Annotated in this window: 12 protein-coding genes; 5 read left to right on the top strand and 7 right to left on the bottom strand. The window is 59.9% G+C overall.

What is annotated here, in order from left to right:
* Positions 1-68: 68 nt before the first annotated feature.
* From HF257_RS30240 to HF257_RS30230, 3 genes are all read left to right on the top strand, one after another.
* Entirely contained in the window at positions 69-1703 is a 1635-nt protein-coding gene (locus tag HF257_RS30240) for a methyl-accepting chemotaxis protein (RefSeq protein WP_185709903.1), read from the top strand.
* A gap of 88 nt (positions 1704-1791) precedes the next feature.
* Positions 1792-2355: a nicotinamide riboside transporter PnuC gene (gene pnuC / locus HF257_RS30235; protein WP_185709904.1), complete on the top strand. Its 564-nt coding sequence runs from the start codon at positions 1792-1794 to the stop codon at positions 2353-2355.
* Positions 2352-2900, top strand: a complete 549-nt coding sequence (locus tag HF257_RS30230; protein WP_185709945.1) for an AAA family ATPase — start codon at positions 2352-2354, stop codon at positions 2898-2900. The genes pnuC and HF257_RS30230 overlap by 4 nt, the downstream gene beginning before the upstream one ends.
* Here HF257_RS30230 and HF257_RS30225 read toward each other — a convergent pair.
* Positions 2862-3302 (bottom strand): MarR family winged helix-turn-helix transcriptional regulator, encoded by a 441-nt coding sequence (locus HF257_RS30225; RefSeq protein ID WP_185709905.1) that lies wholly within the window; start codon positions 3300-3302, stop codon positions 2862-2864. The two genes, HF257_RS30230 and HF257_RS30225, sit on opposite strands and share 39 nt — an antisense overlap.
* A gap of 73 nt (positions 3303-3375) precedes the next feature.
* Here HF257_RS30225 and HF257_RS30220 point away from each other — a divergent pair, with 73 nt between their 5' ends.
* Positions 3376-4506: an FAD-dependent oxidoreductase gene (locus HF257_RS30220; protein ID WP_185709906.1), complete on the top strand. Its 1131-nt coding sequence runs from the start codon at positions 3376-3378 to the stop codon at positions 4504-4506.
* On the opposite strand, the gene ggt is transcribed toward HF257_RS30220, so the two are convergent.
* On the bottom strand, positions 4500-6224 hold the full coding sequence (gene ggt, locus HF257_RS30215) for a gamma-glutamyltransferase (protein WP_185709907.1): 1725 nt from the start codon (positions 6222-6224) through the stop codon (positions 4500-4502). The genes HF257_RS30220 and ggt overlap by 7 nt on opposite strands.
* A gap of 334 nt (positions 6225-6558) precedes the next feature.
* Here ggt and HF257_RS30210 point away from each other — a divergent pair, with 334 nt between their 5' ends.
* Positions 6559-10323, top strand: a complete 3765-nt coding sequence (locus HF257_RS30210) for a hypothetical protein (RefSeq protein ID WP_185709908.1) — start codon at positions 6559-6561, stop codon at positions 10321-10323.
* 62 nt (positions 10324-10385) lie between these two features.
* Here the strand turns inward: HF257_RS30210 and metC are convergent, their stop codons facing one another.
* Genes metC through HF257_RS30185 form a run of 5 tightly spaced genes read right to left on the bottom strand, consistent with a single transcriptional unit; the run spans position 10386 to position 15954 of the window.
* On the bottom strand, positions 10386-13085 hold the full coding sequence (gene metC, locus HF257_RS30205; RefSeq protein WP_185709909.1) for a cystathionine beta-lyase: 2700 nt from the start codon (positions 13083-13085) through the stop codon (positions 10386-10388).
* Between the two features lie 37 nt (positions 13086-13122).
* Entirely contained in the window at positions 13123-13719 is a 597-nt protein-coding gene (locus HF257_RS30200; protein WP_185709910.1) for a cysteine dioxygenase family protein, read from the bottom strand.
* A gap of 16 nt (positions 13720-13735) precedes the next feature.
* Entirely contained in the window at positions 13736-14560 is an 825-nt protein-coding gene (locus tag HF257_RS30195) for an amino acid ABC transporter ATP-binding protein (protein ID WP_185709911.1), read from the bottom strand.
* Entirely contained in the window at positions 14547-15230 is a 684-nt protein-coding gene (locus HF257_RS30190) for an amino acid ABC transporter permease (RefSeq protein WP_185709912.1), read from the bottom strand. The genes HF257_RS30195 and HF257_RS30190 overlap by 14 nt, the downstream gene beginning before the upstream one ends.
* Positions 15220-15954 (bottom strand): amino acid ABC transporter permease, encoded by a 735-nt coding sequence (locus HF257_RS30185; RefSeq protein ID WP_185709913.1) that lies wholly within the window; start codon positions 15952-15954, stop codon positions 15220-15222. Before HF257_RS30185 ends, HF257_RS30190 begins: the two co-directional genes overlap by 11 nt.
* Between the last annotated feature and the right edge of the window lie 4 nt (positions 15955-15958).

Below are 15958 nucleotides of genomic sequence, written 5' to 3'. Positions count from 1 at the left end.
GCCTATCAGACACGCGGAAAAAGTCGATGCAGCGCCCACAATTATAAAAAGCATGGAGTGACAGGACGATGAACAGTTTGCGCAGTATGTCGATCAGCCGCCGTCTCTGGCTGATCCTGATAGTCGCCGTTCTGATGCTGCTGGCCCTGGGTTTGCTGATGCTCAAGCAGATTCACGGCGACCTTTACCAGGCCAAGCGCCAACAGACCCAACACGTGGTGCAGACCGCCAGCGGGATCCTGACGTTTTATCACGGCCTCGAAACCAGCGGCGTCATGACCCGCGAGGCGGCGCAGAAACAAGCCCTGAGCGCGGTGCGTGGGTTGCGCTACGACCATGACGACTACTTCTGGATCAACGACCTCACCCCCGTGATGATCATGCATCCAGCCAACCCCAAGCTGGACGGCCAGAACCTTTCGGCCATCCGCGACCCGGATGGGTTTGCGGTGTTCAACGAATTCGTGCTGCTGGCCAAGGCCAAGGGCGCGGGCGTCGTCAATTACCGCTGGCCCAAGCCAGGCGCAGACGCCCCGGTAGCCAAGACCTCGTATATCCAATTGTTCGAACCCTGGGGCTGGATCATCGGTTCCGGCGTGTACGTGGATGACGTGCAGGCCGAGTTCAGGGGGCAAGTCTGGAATGCGTCCTTGATGGGCCTGGGTATCGCCGCAATCATGGCGTTGCTGGTGGCGCTGATCGCCCGCAGCATCGTGCGTCCGCTGCAGGCGGCGGTGAGCGCGATGGGCAACATCGCCAGTGGCGAAAGCGACCTGACCCGCAGCCTCGACACCCACGGCCGGGATGAAATCACCCAGCTCTCCCACCACTTCAACAGTTTCACCGCCAAGCTGCGCCAAGTGGTCAGCCAGTTGCAGGCGTGCGCCAACGCACTGGGCCAATCCTCCCTGGAGCTGGGCAACAACGCCACTCAGGCCCATGACCGTAGCCAGCAGCAGTCGCAACAGATGGAACTGGTGGCCACTGCCATCAACGAAGTCACCTACGGCGTGCAGGACGTGGCCAAGAACGCCGAACACGCGGCCAGCGAAATGCGTGATGCCCAGGCCCAGGCGCAACAAGGCCAGGTGAATATCGACGGCAGCTTGCAGCAGATCGACCAGCTCTCCACCACCATCAGCCAGGCCGTGGAGGTGATCCGCACCCTCTCCAGCGAAAGCACGCAGATTGGCGGCGTACTGGAAGTGATCCGCTCTATTGCCGACCAGACCAACCTGCTGGCGCTCAACGCAGCGATTGAAGCTGCCCGCGCCGGTGAGCAAGGCCGGGGGTTTGCGGTGGTGGCCGATGAAGTGCGGTTGCTGGCCCAACGCACGCAAAAATCCACTGCCGAGATCCAGGCGATGATCGAGCGGCTGCAAGGTCACTCGGAAGCGGCGGTCAAGGTGATCAGCGACAGCCACAGCGCCTCGCAACTGACCATCGAACAAGCGGGCCAGGCCGGGGCCAGCCTTACCGCTATCGGCCAGGCACTGCGCAACCTCAATGGCCTGAACGCGTCGATTGCCAGCGCCACGTTGCAACAGGCGCATGTGGTGGAAGACATCAACCAGAACGTCACCCAAGCCGCCGGTTTGTCCCACAGCACCGCGTTGGCGGCCGAGCAGTCCAGTGTGGCCAGCGCCCATCTGCGCGGTTTAAGTGAACAACTCGACGGCCTGCTGCGCCAGTTCAAGGTCTAGCACACTGATCATTCCCACGCGGGGCGTGGGAACGATCAACTTCTTTGGTTACAATCCCCGCCCTCTCCCACGCTCCCAAGGAACCGCCATGTCCGGGCTTGAACTGTTCGCCGCTGCCCTGGGGGTGATCGCTGTCTGGCTGACGGTCAAGCAAAACCCCTGGTGCTGGCCCATCGGCCTGGTGATGGTGTTGCTGTACACCTGGGTGTTTTATGACGTGAAGCTCTATTCGGACATGCTGTTGCAGGTGGTCTACGCCGCGTTGCAAGTGTATGGCTGGTGGCAATGGACCCGCGCGGGCGAGGTCAAACAAGGCCGCCAGGTCACGAGCCTGGGCTGGCCTGCGATCATGACCAGCCTGGCAGTGGGCGCCGTCGGCAGCTTGTTGCTCGGCGCGGCCATGGCGCACTGGACCGACGCAGCCCAACCGTGGCTCGACGCAGCCCTCACCGGCTTCAGCCTGGTGGCACAAATGTGGATGGCGCAAAAACGCGTGCAATGCTGGCCGCTGTGGATTGCCGTGGATGTGATCTTCGTCGGGCTGTTCGTCTACAAAGGCCTCTACCTCACCGCCGCGCTCTACGCGCTGTTCACCGTGATCGCCGTGCAAGGCTGGCGTGAATGGCGCGCCGACCCGGCGTTGCAGCCATGAAGGTGGTGGTGCTGGCAGGCCCTGAGTCCAGTGGCAAAAGCTGGTTGGCGGCTGAGTTGCATCAGCACTTTGGTGGGTTGATGGTGGGCGAATACGTGCGCTACTTCATCGACCACCATCAACGCGACACCTGCCTGGCCGACATCCCGGACATCGCCAGTGGCCAACTCGCCTGGGAAGACGCCGCTCGCGCCGAGCAGCCCAACCTGCTGATCCTCGACACCCACCTGCTGACCAACAAGCTGTGGAGCCAGACCCTGTTCGGCGACTACCCCGCGTGGCTGGACAGCGAACTGCTAGCACGTCACTACGACCTGCACCTGCTGTTGTCACCCGACGATGTGGAATGGACTGCCGATGGCCAGCGCTGCCAGCCAGAACTCACCGATCGCCAAGCGTTTTTCCAGGCCAGCCTGGACTGGATGCAACAGCATCAACAACCTGCCCTGGTCATTCGCGGCAATTGGGCACAACGCCGGGCTGTCGCGTTTGCAGCAGTCGAGCAGCTACTCGCCGACACGCTCCAGATTGGCATTCACCCGTAGCAGCAACGCCAGCAGGGTCGCCTGCTCCTCTTCGCTGAATCCCTCCAACGCCTGCGCCGCCCCCTGCACCATGACCGCGTGAGCCTGGGGCATGCGCTCACGCACCGCATCGGTCAGGGTGATCAAGCGGCTGCGTCTGTCCGCCGGGTCGGCGACGCGCTGGATCATGCCGTCACGCTCCATGCGCCCGAGTAACTGCGCCATGCTCGATTGCTCGACACGGGCAATGCGCACCAACTCAGCCTGAGGCAAACCCTCGCTGTACTTGAGCGCCACCAACACCGGAATCTGCGCAACCGCAAAGCCCAAGGCTTTCAGGCGGCCCTCGTACAGACGGATAAAACCGCGGTTGGCCAGGCCGATTTGCTGCATCGGGTTGGGTGCGGGAGATTGAGTATTCATGGGCGTTGACTTTCCATAGGATCCTATGAACTAAATGTATAGGATCCTATAAACATCGCCAAGGACAATCTGCATGAATACCTCGTTGCGTATCGCCATCGTTGGCGCCGGCCCCGGCGGCTTGACCTTGGCGCGAATCCTTCATCGCCATGGCATGACGGTCAGCGTGTTTGAGCGCGAAAGCGGTCCTTTTGAGCGTCCACAGGGTGGCACGCTGGATTTACACGCCGAATCCGGCCAACTCTCCCTGCGGCGTGCCGGCCTGGAAGACGCGTTCAAACGCATTGCCCGCTACGAAGACCAGGGCTCGCGGCTGATGAATCACCACGGTCACTTGCTATACGAGGCCCCCAACCCCGAGGCCGGTGAGCGCCCCGAAGTCGACCGCACCGCACTGCGCCAGGCCCTGCTCGACTCACTACCGCTGGGCTGTGTGAACTGGGGCGCCGGCATCGACGCCGTAGACCCGGTGGGCGACGGGCGTTGGACACTGCACCAAGGCGCCCTGACTCACGGCCCCTTCGACCTGGTGGTCGGTTCCGACGGCGCCTGGTCCAAGGTGCGCCCGCTGCTGTCGCACTATCAACCGCAATACAGCGGGCTGACCTTCATCGAGTTCGGCATTGATGAGGTCGACAATCTGCACCCACCTATCGCCCGCCTGGTCGGCCGGGGCAAGCTCGATATCGACGGCGAGGCCCGATCAATCATTGTGCAGCGCAATGCCAATGCCCACCTGCGTGGCTATGCGGTCTTCCGTGTGCCGACCGATTGGGCGGCAAGCCACATCGACCTGTCCTGCGCCGCGTCACTGAAAACTCATTTCGAAGGCTGGCACCCGGACATACTGGCGTTGTTTGACGCCGCCAATGCGCAACTGGAGTGCAGGCATATCCACGCCCTACCGGTCGGCCATCGCTGGGCGCACAGGCCAGGGTTGACGTTGATCGGCGATGCCGCTCACCTGATGTCGCCGTTTGGTGGCGAGGGTGTGAATGCCGCGATGCTCGATGCCGCCGAATTGGCGCAACACCTGCTCAAGACGCCTGACTGCTCGCAAGCAGTACAGGCTTATGAAAACCACATGTTCGAACGGGTGATGCCGGCAGCCCAGGGCAGCGCCGAGGGCGCCGCCACCCAGTTATCCCATGACAGCCTGGCGCTGTCCCTGGCCCACCTGCATCACCACCTCACGCCTCAGTAACCCAGGGACAAGCCTGTGTTACGACGCGGGTCATTCGCGCCATAGAAGCGGTTGTTACCCACGGGCTTGCCATCCAGGGACGGTGCGCCCACCAGGATTGCCGCCAGGTGGTTGGCGTCCTGCGGGCCGGCAAACTTGTGGCCCCAGCTTTCAAGGATCTTCTGGGTGTCCGGGCTCACCGCGAAGGTTTCAAGGTTGGTGGTGTCCGGCATCCATTGCTGGTGGAAACGCGGCGCGTCCACCGCTTCCTGGATGTTCATCTTGTAGTCGATGACATTGAGGATGGTCAGCAAGGTTGCGGTAATGATGCGGCTGCCCCCTGGCGTACCCACCACCATCACAGCCTTGCCGTCCTTGGTCACGATGGTCGGGCTCATCGACGACAGCGGCGCCTTGCCCGGTGCGATGGCGTTGGCCTCACCCTGGACCAGGCCATACATGTTCGGCACGCCGACCTTGACGGTAAAGTCGTCCATTTCGTCATTGAGGATCACGCCGGTCTTGCTCGCCATCACGCCCGCACCGAACCAGTCGTTGAGGGTGTAGGTCACCGACACCGCGTTGCCCCACTTGTCGACGATGGAATAGTGCGTGGTGTTGTTGCCTTCATGCGGCGACACACCCGGCTTAATCGCCTGCGAATCACCGGCCTTTTGCGGCTCGATGGCGGCGCGCAGCTTGGCGGCGTAGTCCTTGTCCAGCAGGTGGGCAATCGGGTTCTTCACAAAATCCGGGTCGCCCAGGTAGCTGTTGCGGTCCACGTAGGCGTGGCGCATGGCTTCGATCTGGTAATGCAGGCCTTGGGCGGAGTGATAGCCCAGGTCAGCCATTGGATAGCCTTCGAGGATGTTCATGATCTGGCAGATCACCACGCCGCCGGAGCTCGGAGGCGGAGCCGAGACCACGTGGTAGCCACGGTAGTCGCACTCGATAGGCGCCAGTTCACGGGTCTTGTACTTGTCCAGGTCGGCCTGGGTGATGATGCCTTTGCCAGCTTGGCTGGAGTCCACCAGCGCCTTGGCAACCCAGCCTTTATAGAAACCGTCGCTGCCTTTGGCCGAGATTTCCTTGAGGGTCTTGGCCAGGTCTTTCTGCACCAGCTTCTGACCTACCTGCATCGGCTGGCCGTTGTGCAGGAAGATGCCGCGCATGTCCTTGTCTTTTTCAAACTCGCCAGTGGCAGTGTGCAGCAGGTCGATATCACCCTGCTCCAGCGCAAAGCCGTTTTCCGCCAGTTTGATCGCCGGGGCAATCACTTGGGCGCGCTTGAGCGTGCCGTATTTGCTCAGGGCCAATTCCATGCCGGACACGGTGCCGGGCACGCCGACGGCCAAGTGACCCTTGGCACTGAGGCCCTCGATGACGTTGCCGTCTTTATCGAGGTACATGTTGGCAGTGGCCGCCAACGGGGCTTTCTCGCGGAAGTCGAGGAAGGTCTTGCGCCCATCGGCCAGTTGCACGGTCATGAAGCCGCCACCGCCCAGGTTACCTGCCGCCGGGTACACCACCGCCAGTGCGTAGCCCACCGCAACAGCGGCATCTACCGCATTGCCGCCAGCCTTGAGCACATCCACGCCGACATGAGTGGCCAAATGCTGGGCGGTCACCACCATGCCATTTTCACCGGCCACCGGGGCTTGGGACGCGGCGTGCACACCGCTGACCGTCAACACCAGCGCAGTGGCAATCAAGGTACGGCTGAAGGGTTGGTATTTCATCCATGGCTACTCTAGTTATTGAGGTGCACCAAAATAGCCCGTCCTGGATTTAATCCCCAGCGCAATGGCGTTTTTATTACAGAACTTGTCGGTCACGGAACGGCGACCAATTGCTTCATGGGGGTGCTCCCTACAAATACCATCTCACTAGTTGGTAGGCGTTCCCTCCTGATAGCGGTAATTGCGCGACCGCTCGTAGAAGGGTCAAGGGTTACATAAAACCTGCGCGTCCACGGAACAGCTGCCTTTCCCACACCACAGAGTGACTGGCATTGCCTTGTCTTGCGCGGCATGTGGCAAATGCCAACCCTGTGATTACGAAAGGTCGATATCCATGAGTTTGACAGCCACCCAAACAGTCCAAAACCTATCAACGACAACGCCCTTCCCTGCGCCAACGTTTGTGTCGACACCCACGGCAGAAGACACTCAAACAAAATTCTCTTTTAACCAAACACCGGCAGCGGCCAATATCGAAACTCGCAAAGCGCTGCTCGATACATTGAGCGCTGCGGTAAAAGATTCCAGCGAGAGCATGGTGGACTTGAAGCAAACCAAGTTTGCTGTCCGCGCGAACTCCTCCCTGGGACGTGAATTGGCGCAAACCGAAACAACGTGGAGAAGTCTGGATTGGCTGATCACACGCAACGGCTGGATCATGCCTACCGAGGCAAAGGACCTGCAAAACCTGCACGATGCAATTGCCTTTGCTCCACCTCCCGCGCCTGCAGATCGTAACTATTGGGGGCTGCTGTCGCGAGAGATCCCCCTGACGCCAAACCAGCGGGCACAGGTCATACACGGTGTTGCTGGATGGATCGACAAAAGCAAGGGAGGCCTGCTCGACAATCTGGGCGGTTTTACGCTGGATGATGCCAGTGTCCAGGAGGAGCTGAAAAACCCACAGCGCCTGAGCGCGACGTTTAGTGGCAGCAGAACCGTAGATATGCACGGCTTCAAATACTCCTATCAGGACGTCTTCAGGTCAGAAACAAGCGGCGCGTTCACACAAACCTCTACCTGCCTGCAAACAACTCGCACACCTTCCACCTCGGCGGCGGCTCACCACCCAACGTCCACCTCCGAACGCTGTATGCGCGCACTGACCATAGCCCCGCGCCATGCGCTTGAGCACTTGCTGTCCAGCCCCAAAGCGATTGCGCTGGGAAAAAAGCTGGAAACCGAACTCGGCGTACTGGCAACGGACACGAGCGCCCGCGAACTAGCGATGTCTGCATTGGTACTGACCCTGGATCCCCAGGCCGGAAATACGCGCAATACGATTCGCGGTTTTGTCCTGGACCAACCGAATCACTTCGGCCACTCGGCCGAAATCATCATGACAGCCCTCGACAAACATCTGATCAACACTGCTGGCGTCAAGGACACTTACGCCCGGGCAATGAGCTACCTGATGCTGTCTCGGGTCGCGCCACAGTTTCTGGTCAAAAACCTGCCCGACACCCTTATCTATGGCTCTCACACCTGGATGGTATTCAGTGCAACGGTTGCGCGCATCGAACAGATTGCACCGGGCAGCAGCGCAACCATGACCTATCACCAGGTCATGGACTACGCCGGTACGGAGCCCATCACAGAGCAGGAGCGTGAGAACGCCTTGGTAGCCCGGCGTGACGCTTTGATGGATTGGGCGGTTACCAATGGCCGAGTCGACAAAAACACCGATGCCAACTATTCAGTCGATGAACTTAAGCAGGCCCAGCGAGACTTTCAGTCTCAGCCCTCCTCCCTGGTATTGGCCGGTCCGCTATTAGGTCAACAACAACCCACGCGCGAGCAAGTTGCACTGGATGATCTGAAACGCGTCTATGGCGAAAACGTCGACTTCAAGCGCGTAGTGCTCCAAGCCACGGGGGACAATAACGAGTACAGCAGGAATCATTTTTACAGCCTGCTGGATGTGCATATGTCCGGGAAACTCAAAGTCGGCAAGTGGCGCTCGATAAGCTCCAACTTCGCCATGGAGCCGATCGAAAGGCAGTGCCACCGGCTCTACGATGTCAAACGTGAGTTCGAAGAAAAATTCGACAGCTACTACAACGCCCTGCTGACGGGCACTAACTCCATTGTCAGAGATCTACTCTCGCAGCTTCCGCCACAGGACCGGCACGGTCTTCAACACGGCGAACAGACGTTTTATACCTTACGAAAAGCCGTCACATCGGGCGCTTCCCATCTCGTCACCAAGGCTGATACGGAGGCCAGTAAAGGCCGCCAAGGCTTCATCATCCGTTCCGAGCACCTGTCAAAAGTCACCTACTACGAAGTGTTTCCTCAGCAAGGGAAAATCCAGATCCGCACCGATCTGCCTGCGCAGTTGAAAGTGGGGGCCAATATCCAGGCCTACGTAAATACCGAGTCCAATGCCCAGCAACCGTTTGATTGGGCGGCGTACAGCACTGGCGACGCCCCCCGACCCGGCGTGTCATCCGAGTTGGTGATAGAGCAAATCCGGCCACCGTTCAAATGGCAACGTCCTAGCAGTGACAAGACGTCAGACCTGTCCTTCCTCGGTGGCAAAAGTTACGCCCTGGCCGAGTTTGCCGCCTCCAAACACCTGATTCCCGATAAAGAAGCATTGCGCCAAAACGCCAGCGGAGAAAGCGGGCTGGAAATGACCCACCGCTACCAGCGTGCAGGCGCTGCGGCAATTCTAAGCTTGATACCCTTTGCAAATACTTTGAAGCACGCAATCAATGGGGATGCGTTGGAAGCGATCAACAGCTTCATTATCGACGGCACCATGATCCTCATGCCCGGTGCGCCGGGCTTCCGTGCAGTCGCCCACGAGCTTAAGTCCGCCAAGACGCTGTTCAGCATGTTTAAAAATGCCAGTCGTTCAACGGATGACCTGATCAGGTTGGTGGGTGCCGAAAAAGTTGCAAAGCCATTTTATTCCACGATCCCTTCGTTTGGCAGCGCCCGCCCCGTGGCGCGCAACCTGGCTCAGGGAATAGGCGTCAACGCAGCCATAAAGACGGGCGCGGACGGTACAGCCTTTGGTACCACCAAGCTGGCAGGTGAAACGGGAGAAGCAACAGGATTGCTTGCAAAGTTTGACGGCAAGGACGGGTGGTATGCAGTCGACCCGATCAGTGGCCAGCCCTACGGCTCTAAGTTGAACGGTTTTTTACCGCAAGAAAGCCCCCGCAGCATGGGTGGTTTCTTTGATCGCACACCTTCCACTCCACCTGATCCGGATATGCCCGCCAGGTTTCAAGTCAACGTTATCAAGGCGAAATACGGGAAACCGACGGAATATATGAATGGTTATAAAACAACTATCGCGCCGACTTCGGTTCCCGGCTATAGCGCCACGATGGACATCAAAAAAATCGAAACCCTCATTGCCAACAGCACGCTGGAGTCGGAGCAAATCGGCAGCCTAATGCGACGGCGTGACCAGTTGATATTGGACCGGGTCCAACTCGACGCACAGGCATTCGAAAGTCAAATAAAGACAGTAGGTGGCACCACTCAAGGGGTTCCACAAACTTATTACCTGAGCAAGACCGGTTTCGACTTAACGGGAGAGTGTGCGGCACTCTCCAACGCCATGGGCCTTGCATTGCTGGAAGGCAATGAAACCACACTGATCAATAACATGGCAGTCGCCATGGAGAATCCTGAAGCCGAAAACGCGGCAAAATTCATCAGTAACCTGTCGAACCTGCAAACCAGCGTCGGCCAGGAAACTACATTTCACAGCGCGGCTGCCGGAAGCCCCGTTCCCTACAAAACAATCATTGAAAGATTGGGACAATCCGAATCCTCGCAGACCTTACTGATTAGCAGCACCAACCATGGAATGCTTGCAGGGGTAAAGGTCGACCCTGCAAATATCACCCAAAAGAGCTGGTTTTTTTACGATCCAAACTACGGGCTGGCGACGTTCCCCACCCAAGAATCAATGGCCAAGGGATTGGAAAAATCGCTAAGTAGCGGCACCGGACAAGGCCTTGACGCATTTGGAAATTTCCTGACCGGCAAGAAGTACAAAATCAGTACGTTTGATGCCAAGGCGATCGGCGATAAATTCAATATCGAACGCATCAGGGCCTTAAGCACACCCATCTGATTCAAGTCTGCACCTATTAGCACGGCCGGGGACTGCACCATTCGCAAGCCCCGGCCACGCTGTTATTCAGCGGCCCCAGCCGCAAACCCCTTGTGCAAATCTTCAATCAACGCCGCCACATCCTCCAGTCCGATATGCAAGCGCACCACCGGATTCAATCCGCGATCCGTCGTACTGTCACGGTCTTGGGTATCGACCACAGTGACCAGGCTTTCATAGCCGCCCCATGAAGCGCCCAAGCCGAACAGCTGCAAGCCGTCGATCAAGCGTTCCAGGTAGGCCGGGTCAGCACTGTTGAGCTCAAACGACAACAAGCCATTGCTGCCAGAGAAGTCGCGACGCCACAGCGCATGACCTGGGTGATCAGGCAGCGCCGGGTGAAACACACGCTTGACCTGCGGCTGCGCCTGCAACCACTGGGCGACCTCCAGCGCCTGGCGCTCATGCACATCCAGGCGAGCGGCCAATGTACGTGCGCCGCGCAGGATCAGGTAGGCATCGTCAGCACTGACGGCATTGCCGAAGGTGTCGCTCATGCGCCCCAGCGCCGGCCAAGCGGCTTGGGTGGTGGACACGCTGCCCATCATCACGTCGCTGTGGCCACCGAGGTATTTGGTCAGGGCCATGATGGAAATGTCAGCCCCCAGCACCAGCGGTCGGTACAGGTAGCCCGAGCCCCAAGTGTTGTCCACGGCCAGCAGAATATTGCGCGGTTTGCACAGGGCCGCGATGGCGGGCAAATCACACAGTTCGTAGAGCAGCGAACCGGGCACTTCGGCGTAAACCAGCTTGGTATTGGGCCGCAGTTGCGCCTCCAGGCCTTGGCCATCGGGGGCGAAATAGCTGACTTCAATACCGAACGGCTGCAGGAACTCGCTGGCCAGTTTGCGCACCGGCGAATACACCGCGTCGGTGATCAGCACATGATCGCCAGGGCGCAGGTAGGCCAGGAAGACCTGGGCCGCTGCGGCCAGCCCGGTACCGTAGAGACGGCTGCGATAGCCGCCTTCCAGCTCAGTGACCAGATCTTCCAGGGCGTGGGATGTCGGGTTGCCGCGCGCGCCGTACGTGAGCACGCGCTCGCTGTCGCGGCGGGCACGGGCATCGCGCATTTGTGCAAGGTTGTCGAACAGTACGGTGCTGATGCGCGTGATCGGCACGTTGACCGCACGGCCACCCTGGCCCTTTTCGGTCCGTGCCGCGTGGATCAACCGGGTACGCACCCGCGACAGCGGCGCCAGCGGCTTGAGGCTGGCGATTTCCACCTCGCTCATCTGCGCCAGCAAGCCGATCTCCCACGCCAGATACTGGCGTGCGGCATCCTTGTTACCGCTGTGGCGGTCGTGAGTGAAGAACAGGAAGTCGATGCATTCGGCGTCAGGTGGGTTTTGCCCATCCTCTGCCACAGGCAAACCCGCAGCAACCCACGCCTCGAACCCACCGTCGAGCAGTTTTGCGTCCAGCCCCTGGGCAGCAAACGCCGCCAACGCTGGATCATCTGCCACCAGCACCAACGGGCGGTTATCGGCCTTCAACCGCGAACGAATCGACCAGCGAGCGCCAGGAATATGCCCCTTGCGAAACGCCATGCTCGGACGCAGGTCGATCAGGTTGACCTCACTCACCTCAACGGCATGCGGGCTGATCAGCGCCAGCGGTTCATACGCCACTGGCTGCACCACCGGCAGGGCCAGACCGCTGGCAATACCGCCGTTCAACACGTAGGCCTCATGCCCCAATTGGCGCAACCAACTGGCGACGATGGGCGCACGGACCCCATCGCTGTCCACTAGCACAATGCGCGCCTGACGCACACCAATGTACAGGTCGGTGGATTGGATCAACTGCCCGCCCGGTGTGTGCTGCGCACCCGGCAAACTGCCGAGAGCAAACTCTTCAGCCGTGCGCACGTCACACAGGAACAGACTGCGTTGCGCATCATCGGCCCATTGGCGCACCTGGTCCGCCGACACACTCACCACCCCTGCCCGCTCAGCCAGTTGCCGGGCAGCCTGGCGCTGCTGGGCCAGGTCGGTGCTGACCTGTTCGGCATAGCGCCGCGTACTGCCGTGCTCCAGTTTGAAGTCTTCCAGGTACCATCCTTGGGTGCCGTTTTCCAGCGCGTAGATCGGGTTTTTCAACCCCAGGTTAATCAGCGTCTGCGCACCGATAATGCTGCGGGTACGCCCGGCGCAGTTGACCACAATGGGCGTGGTCTCATCCGGCACCAGATCGTGCACCCGGTAGCCCAGTTCACCGTTGGGACAGCAGATGGAACCGGGAATAGTCATCTTGCGGTACTCGTCGAACGGCCGGCCGTCGAGCACTACCAGCGGCTCACCGCTGGCCTGCCAGTCCGCCAGTTGTCGCGCTGTGACGTGCGGTGTGTGACTGGCCTCTTCCACCAACTCACCAAAGGCCTTGGACGGCACATGCACCCCAGCGAACAGTTGCAGGCCCGCCGCTTGCCAGCCATCCGCACCGCCTTGCAGGACATGCACATGGCCGTAACCCAACCCCTGCAAACGCGCCAGCACACGTGCCGCCACCTCACCGCCATCCTGGTCATAGATCACCAGGCGCACCTGCGGGTTCGGCGCCAGGCGGCGTACGTCCAGCTCCAGGCGGCTATAGGGCAGGTTCACCCCATGGAACAGGTGGGCCTCACCGTATTGTCCATGTTCGCGAACGTCGAATACCGCAATTTCCTGCCCGTCAAACAGCCATTGCTGCAGTTGACGTGGGGTGATGGTCTGGCTCATGGAAGTCCCAACAGTGTTCAAGAAAGAGTGGCTGCAATCAGGCATAGGCCTTGATCGATGGCACCATTTGCGAGGCGTTGTAGTTGAGGATGCGACCGTCTGCCTCCACGCCATAACGACCGTTCAGGGATTCCAGTGGCAAGCCATACAGGTGGAAGTGCAGCGTCGCCTGCTCGCCTTCGACCTTGATGCCGTGCAGGTCTTCACCCAGGAACGAGATCGACGTGCCCGGCTGCACAATCACTTCTTTCTCCAGGCTCAACGTGGTGAACCCAGGCTCGCGACCTTCGTCATTGCGGGCGTAGACGTAGTTGATTTCCTGGCCTTCCACAGCGCTGATGATTGCCCAGGTCTCGTGGTTGTGGGGGATGGTGCTTTTGCCCGGTAGCAACGAATTGAGGTACAGCGTTGGGGTATCACCGTCGTCATTCAGGCGATAGCGGAACGCAGTGCTGCCCTGCCCCGGCACTGGCGCGGGGAATGCGTCGAAGTTGAACAGGTCGCGACGTTCCGCCAGGGCTTCCAACAGACCGACAATTTCTTCAAGGGCCGCACGGTCTACGCCGCGCTTGTTGATCACGCGGATCTGCTGCAAGAACGCCTCGATAACGGCGGCACGGTTTTCGGTACTCATCACGGGTTTCCTCTAATCAGACAGACAGGTTGTAACGACCCAAATTGGTCAGCAGGTACGGGTCGTGGGCGATGGGGCCACGGCGCCCCGAATCGCCCAATGCATGGCGCAGGAACGTCTGGGTGCGTTCGCTGTTGGGGTTCTGGAAGATCTGCTGCGCGCTGCCATGCTCGACAATCACGCCGTTTTCGGTGAAATACACCACGTCGCTGATCTCTTCGGCGAAGCGCATTTCATGGGTGACCAGCACACAGGTCATGCCCTCTTCGGTAAGTTCGCGGATCACCGTCAGCACTTCGCCAACGGTTTCCGGGTCCAGGGCCGAGGTCACTTCATCGAACAGGATCAGCTCCGGGCGCATGGCCAAGGCGCGGGCAATGGCCACGCGCTGTTGCTGGCCGCCGGAGAGTTGGCCGGGGTACGCATCGGCCTTGTGCTCCATGCGCACCTTGGCGAGTAGCGCTCGCGCATCTTTCTCGGCATCGGCGCGGTTACGCCCGAGCACTTTGCGCGGGGCAATCACCAGGTTTTCCAACACCGACAAGTGCGGGAACAAGTTGTATTGCTGGAACACAAAACCCACACGCTTGCGCAGCTCAATGCGTTGGGCTTCCTGAACCAGTGTGTCGACCTGAGTTTGCCCCACCCGGATACTGCCGCGCTGGGGCTGCAACAGCCCGGTAATGCAACGCAGAATCGTCGATTTGCCCGAGCCTGAAGGGCCGATGATTGATACCGCCTGGCCGCGCTGCACCTCCAGATCGATGCCCTTGAGCACCGCGTTGGTGCCGAACGACAGCTGCACATCCCGCAAGCTCACCAGAGATTCAGTAGAAGGCATAACGACGCTCCAGGTGTTGGGTGAGACGGGAAATCGGGTAGCAATAGGCAAAGAACAGCACCAGCAAACTCAGGTAGATCGTCACGGTAAACCCGGTGAGGTTCACGGTGTTGCTGGCGATCTGCGCAGTGTCGATCACGTCATGCACGCCCACCAGCGAAGCCAGTGCGGTGCCCATGGTTACCACGGCATAGAGGTTCATCCACGGCGGCAACATGCGTTTGAAGCACTGCGGCAGGATGATCGAGCGAAACAGCTGGCCACGGGTAAATGCCAGCGACCGCGCCGCTTCCCACTGGGTGCTGGGGATCGAACCAATGGCACCGCGGAAGATCTCCGCCACGTTGGCACTGGCCGGTAAGGCCAGGCCGATAGTGACCTTGACCCAATCGGGAAACGGCACGTAATGGCTGCCGATATGAATCTCGAACGGGAACACGTAGGTGGTGAAATAAATCAGCACCAGCCAGGGTGCATTGCGAAACACCTGCACCCACAACCGTGCAACAAAGCCCAATGGCGACAACGCCAATGCGCCGATCACCAACCCCAACGCCGAACCAATGCCAATCGCCAACAGGCTGATCAGAATGTTCTGGCCAAAACCGGCCACCAGCGCGGGTGACCATTGCAGCAACGCCGACAGCACCGGGAATGAATCAATGGCCATAGCCGGGCATCCTCAAGCGCGCTTCCAAAAGGCGCCCCACACAATTGACGGTAAAGCTCAGCAGGCCGAAAAACGCCAGGATCAGAATCATCAGCTCCAGCACGTTGTCGCTCTGGGTCCAGATCATGATGGCGGCGTAGGTGATATCACCCACTGCAATCGCCGAGGCCACAGCGGTCATCTTCACCAGGTCGATCAGGTTGTTGATCAGCGACGGCAGCGCAAAACGCAGGGCCAACGGCAACTGCACATTCCACAGCAACTGCCGACGGCTGAAGGCCAGGGAGCTGGCGGCCTCCAGCGTTACCGCCGGCACCGCCTCAATGCCCGCCCGCAAGGCTTCGGCATGGAACGCGCCCTTGTGCAGGGAGATCACGATGACCACCCAGGCAAACGGCGTGAGCGGGTTGGCCGCGCCCACCGCTTGGGTCAGTAACATGTTCAGCACCAGGAACGCGCAGTACAGCTGCACCAGGGTCGGGGTATTGCGCGTAACCTCGATAAACACCCGCGCTGGCTTGGCCAGCCACGGGTTGCCCGACGTCAGCATGGCCGCCAGGGAAATCCCCGCTAATAGGCTGCCGACGATGGTGAACACGCACAGCAAGCCAGTGGTCAATGCGCCCTGCACCAGGCTGCCACGTTGGTAGGCGTCCAGCAAAAAGCTGTAGTTCAACCCCAAACCCGCCGCCCAATGGACGAACAACTCCAGCAAATGGCTCACAGTC

Source organism: Pseudomonas cremoris (genome assembly GCF_014230465.1).
This window is presented reverse-complemented; position numbering and strand designations above follow the sequence as displayed.

Coding starts and splice junctions, on each gene's coding strand:
- HF257_RS30240 (WP_185709903.1), top strand. CDS start 69: ATGAACAGTTTGCGCAGTATGTCGATCAGCCGCCGTCTCTGGCTGATC.
- pnuC (WP_185709904.1), top strand. CDS start 1,792: ATGTCCGGGCTTGAACTGTTCGCCGCTGCCCTGGGGGTGATCGCTGTC.
- HF257_RS30230 (WP_185709945.1), top strand. CDS start 2,352: ATGAAGGTGGTGGTGCTGGCAGGCCCTGAGTCCAGTGGCAAAAGCTGG.
- HF257_RS30225 (WP_185709905.1), bottom strand. CDS start 3,302: ATGAATACTCAATCTCCCGCACCCAACCCGATGCAGCAAATCGGCCTG.
- HF257_RS30220 (WP_185709906.1), top strand. CDS start 3,376: ATGAATACCTCGTTGCGTATCGCCATCGTTGGCGCCGGCCCCGGCGGC.
- ggt (WP_185709907.1), bottom strand. CDS start 6,224: ATGAAATACCAACCCTTCAGCCGTACCTTGATTGCCACTGCGCTGGTG.
- HF257_RS30210 (WP_185709908.1), top strand. CDS start 6,559: ATGAGTTTGACAGCCACCCAAACAGTCCAAAACCTATCAACGACAACG.
- metC (WP_185709909.1), bottom strand. CDS start 13,085: ATGAGCCAGACCATCACCCCACGTCAACTGCAGCAATGGCTGTTTGAC.
- HF257_RS30200 (WP_185709910.1), bottom strand. CDS start 13,719: ATGAGTACCGAAAACCGTGCCGCCGTTATCGAGGCGTTCTTGCAGCAG.
- HF257_RS30195 (WP_185709911.1), bottom strand. CDS start 14,560: ATGCCTTCTACTGAATCTCTGGTGAGCTTGCGGGATGTGCAGCTGTCG.
- HF257_RS30190 (WP_185709912.1), bottom strand. CDS start 15,230: ATGGCCATTGATTCATTCCCGGTGCTGTCGGCGTTGCTGCAATGGTCA.